This window comes from Shewanella electrica (genome assembly GCF_022321485.1).
Lineage (GTDB): Bacteria > Pseudomonadota > Gammaproteobacteria > Enterobacterales > Shewanellaceae > Shewanella > Shewanella electrica.
Window position 1 is genome coordinate 1 of record NZ_JAKOGG010000653.1, and the last position, 245, is coordinate 245.

The 245-nt window shown below is 49.8% G+C and carries 1 protein-coding gene; it reads left to right on the forward strand.

Annotated features, from left to right (window positions below):
* Nucleotides 1–45: 45 nt before the first annotated feature.
* On the forward strand, nt 46–245 hold a 200-nt coding region (locus L9G74_RS21710), incomplete at its 3' end, for a hypothetical protein (RefSeq protein ID WP_238898942.1).

A 245-nucleotide genomic window follows, 5' to 3' on the forward strand; every position in this document is an offset into this window, starting at 1 on the left:
GGCTACCACGCTATTTTTTATTAGCTTGCCCCTGCAAGGAGTGTTGTGGTTAGTAACTTAGTGCCAGGTGTTGGTGCCTCACCCGATAAAATGCTGCAAGCGCCGCCAGCAGCTGATCAATCAGAGAGTATCAGAGCTAGCGCGCCGATCAGTGCCCGCAGTGCTGCCCGTATGAGACAAGCGGTATTTGAGTATATTGAGGTTGATTACAATCGGACCATATCTTCTTGCGATACATGGGCAAT